We start from the raw sequence: 3,321 nt of genomic DNA on the forward strand, positions 1-3,321 counted from the left end.
GTTTTGATTATCGGATAAGTCCTTATATTTAGGCTGTCTTTTCAGACGGCCTTTTTCTTTTCCGCAACTTAAAAAACAATAACATCAAAACAACAACCAAATCCGCCGAAATATGCCATAATAGGCTTAGCACATTTCTTCTCGCGATGTGCCCGAAAAGAAAAACTTAACCTACATAGAGAATAATCCCATGACTAAATCCACCATTATCTATACCTACACCGACGAAGCTCCTGCATTGGCCACTCAATCCCTGTTGCCAATCGTGCAGGCGTTTACCCGCCATGCCGATATTGATGTCAAAACCAGCGACATTTCTCTCTCCGGTCGTATTTTGGCGGCGTTTCCCGAATACCTGACCGAAGCGCAACGCGTACCTGATGCGCTTGCCGAATTGGGCGAACTGGTGAAACAACCCGATGCAAACGTGATCAAACTGCCGAACATCAGCGCATCCGTACCTCAACTGACTGCCGCGATTAAAGAATTGCAGTCTAAAGGCTTTGCCGTTCCCGACTATCCTGCCGATCCTCAAACCGATGAAGAAAAAGCCGTGCGCGAACGTTACGACCGCATCAAAGGCAGCGCGGTAAACCCTGTCCTGCGTGAAGGCAACTCCGACCGTCGCGCGCCTAAGGCAGTGAAAAACTTTGCGAAAAAACATCCGCACAGCATGGGCGCATGGACGAAAGACTCCAAAACCCACGTTGCCACCATGCAAAGCGGCGACTTTTTCCATAACGAACAATCCGTTACCGTACCTGAAGCAACTTCCGTATCCATCGTATTCACCGACAAACAAGGCAACAAAAAAGAGCTGCGCGAGCCTGTTGCCCTGAAAGCCGGCGAAATCATCGACGCGACCGTAATGAGCAAAAAAGCCCTGCTCGCCTTCCTTGCCGAACAAGTGAAAGACGCAAAAGCTAAAGGCGTATTGTTCTCGCTGCACATGAAAGCCACCATGATGAAAGTGTCCGACCCGATTATCTTCGGACACGCCGTCAAAGTATTCTTCGCGCCTGTATTTGAAAAATTCGGTGACAAACTGGCTGCCGCAGGCGTTAATGTCAACAACGGCTTCGGCAACCTGCTTGCCAATCTGGACAAACTGGATGCGGACACCCGCGCCGCCGTTGAAGCTGAAATCGCTGCTGTTTACGCTGCCAACCCTGATTTGGCCATGGTTGATTCCGACAAAGGCATCACCAACCTGCACGTTCCTAGCGATGTCATCGTCGATGCTTCTATGCCTGCGATGATTCGTAATTCCGGCCGTATGTGGGATAAAGACGGCAAAGCGCAAGACACCAAAGCCGTGATTCCTGACAGCAGCTACGCCGGTGTTTACCAAGCAACCATCGACTTCTGCCGCGAACACGGCGCATTTGACCCGACAACCATGGGTACCGTTCCTAACGTCGGTCTGATGGCGCAAGCAGCCGAAGAATACGGTTCGCACAACAAAACTTTTGAAATCGAAGCCGACGGCCAAGTTCAAGTCATTGATGCAGCAGGTAATGTCCTGATGCAACACGACGTTGAAGCCGGCGACATCTGGCGTATGTGCCAAACCAAAGACGCTCCGGTTAAAGACTGGGTACAACTTGCCGTCAACCGCGCCCGTCTGAGCAACACGCCAGCCGTATTCTGGCTCGACGAAAACCGTCCGCACGACAAGAGCCTGCTCGCCAAGGTTAAAGCCTATCTTGCCGAACTGGATACCGACGGCCTCGACATCCGCGTCCTCGCTCCTGAGGAAGCCGCTAAATTCAGCTTGGGCCGTCTGAAAAACGGAGAAGACACCATCTCCGTGACCGGTAACGTCCTGCGCGACTACCTGACCGACTTGTTCCCAATTTTGGAACTGGGTACCAGCGCGAAAATGCTGTCTATCGTTCCATTGATGAATGGCGGCGGTATGTTTGAAACCGGTGCAGGCGGTTCTGCACCGAAACATGTTCAACAATTCCTCGAAGAAAACCACTTGCGTTGGGACTCTTTGGGCGAATTCCTCGCACTCGCCGTATCGTTTGAACATCTGGCGCAAAAAACCGGCAACACCAAAGCCCAAGTCCTCGCCGACACTTTGGATGCAGCCACCGAAAAACTGCTTCTGAACGACAAATCGCCTAAACGCAAAGCTGGCGAACTCGACAACCGCGGCAGCCATTTCTACCTCACCCTCTACTGGGCGCAAGAATTGGCGGCGCAAGACAAAGATGCCGAACTGAAAGCCGCATTTGCGCCGTTGGCAGCCGCTTTGACTGCTGACGAAGCCAAAATCGTTGAAGAACTCTCTGCCGTACAAGGCAAAGCGGTCGACATCGGCGGCTACTACGCAGCCAATCCTGAAAAAGCCGCACAAGCGATGCGTCCAAGCGCAACCTTTAATCAGGCCTTGTCAACCTTATAATTAAAGCAATAAAAGGCCGTCTGAACTTTCAGACGGCCTCAAACCTTATGGAAACACAATGAAAAAAACCATTCTTTCTCTTACTCTCCTCATCAGCGCTCCGGCTTTATGGGCATTTTCCCCTGCCGAATTGGCACAAACCCTGCAAAAACCGCAAAACGTGCAAGGTAATTTTGTCCAACAACGCCAGCTCAAATCCCTCAGCAAACCCATGACCACCAGCGGCAGCTTTACCCTTGTCCCACAAAAAGGCCTGCTCTGGAAAATGCAAAAACCATTTGAAACCACCCTGCGCGTGCGTTCAGACGGCATCATGCAATGGAACGGCAGTCAATGGGTCAACCCAAATGCCAGCAAACTCAACGGCCAAAGCCGCCAAATCAAACTCTTCCTCGACCTTTTGGGCGGCAATACCCAAGGTTTGGAAAAACAATTTGATTTGAAATTAAACGGCAACGAGAAAAAATGGACGTTGACCCTGACTCCGAAAACCGCCATTACCCGCCAAATCTTCAACCGTATCGAAATCAACGGCGATACGCTGGTACGAAAAATTGAATTGGACGAAAAACAAGGCGACAAAACCATCATGCAGTTCAACCAAATCCAAACCGATAAAGCTCTGGACAGCTTCAGCCGTACCGCCCTCTAAATTGTCTATCCCAACAAAAGGCCGTCTGAAAATAGATTTCAGACGGCCTTTTATATTAATCGGCTGAAGGCTGCTGCCCTTTTCTTTCCGCCTTTCTCGCTTCGCGAATGGCTTTGAGTTCGGCCTCTTTCTGTCTGGCTTTTTTCAGCCAAGCCTCCCATTGGTTTGGCGTTTCCAGCGTGATTCTGCCGATTTTGCCTTCGCGGAAATCAGTCAGGATATTTTCAGCGGCCTTTTGGTAGTTGACCCGTCCGCC

The 3,321-nt window shown here is 50.7% G+C and carries 2 protein-coding genes and 1 pseudogene; 2 read left to right on the forward strand and 1 reads right to left on the reverse strand.

The window, feature by feature from the left end; all coding sequences use genetic code 11:
• Nucleotides 1–190 precede the first annotated feature (190 nt).
• Both ACTHUE_RS13690 and ACTHUE_RS13695 read left to right on the forward strand, forming a co-directional pair.
• The gene (locus tag ACTHUE_RS13690) at nt 191–2,413 is read left to right on the forward strand and encodes an NADP-dependent isocitrate dehydrogenase (protein WP_049336448.1); all 2,223 of its coding nucleotides are present in this window, start codon (nt 191–193) and stop codon (nt 2,411–2,413) included.
• 58 nt (nt 2,414–2,471) lie between these two features.
• The gene (locus tag ACTHUE_RS13695; protein ID WP_004520070.1) at nt 2,472–3,065 is read left to right on the forward strand and encodes a LolA family protein; all 594 of its coding nucleotides are present in this window, start codon (nt 2,472–2,474) and stop codon (nt 3,063–3,065) included.
• 55 nt (nt 3,066–3,120) lie between these two features.
• Here ACTHUE_RS13695 and ACTHUE_RS13700 read toward each other — a convergent pair.
• A pseudogene (locus ACTHUE_RS13700) lies at nt 3,121–3,321 on the reverse strand (ribosome biogenesis GTPase YlqF); the annotation flags it as partial.

The sequence above is a fragment of the Neisseria sp. P0021.S005 genome (assembly GCF_051956955.1).

Bases quoted from the DNA above. Each gene is read 5' to 3' on its own strand.
- ACTHUE_RS13690 (WP_049336448.1), top strand. From the start codon at position 191: ATGACTAAATCCACCATTATCTATACCTACACCGACGAAGCTCCTGCA.
- ACTHUE_RS13695 (WP_004520070.1), top strand. From the start codon at position 2,472: ATGAAAAAAACCATTCTTTCTCTTACTCTCCTCATCAGCGCTCCGGCT.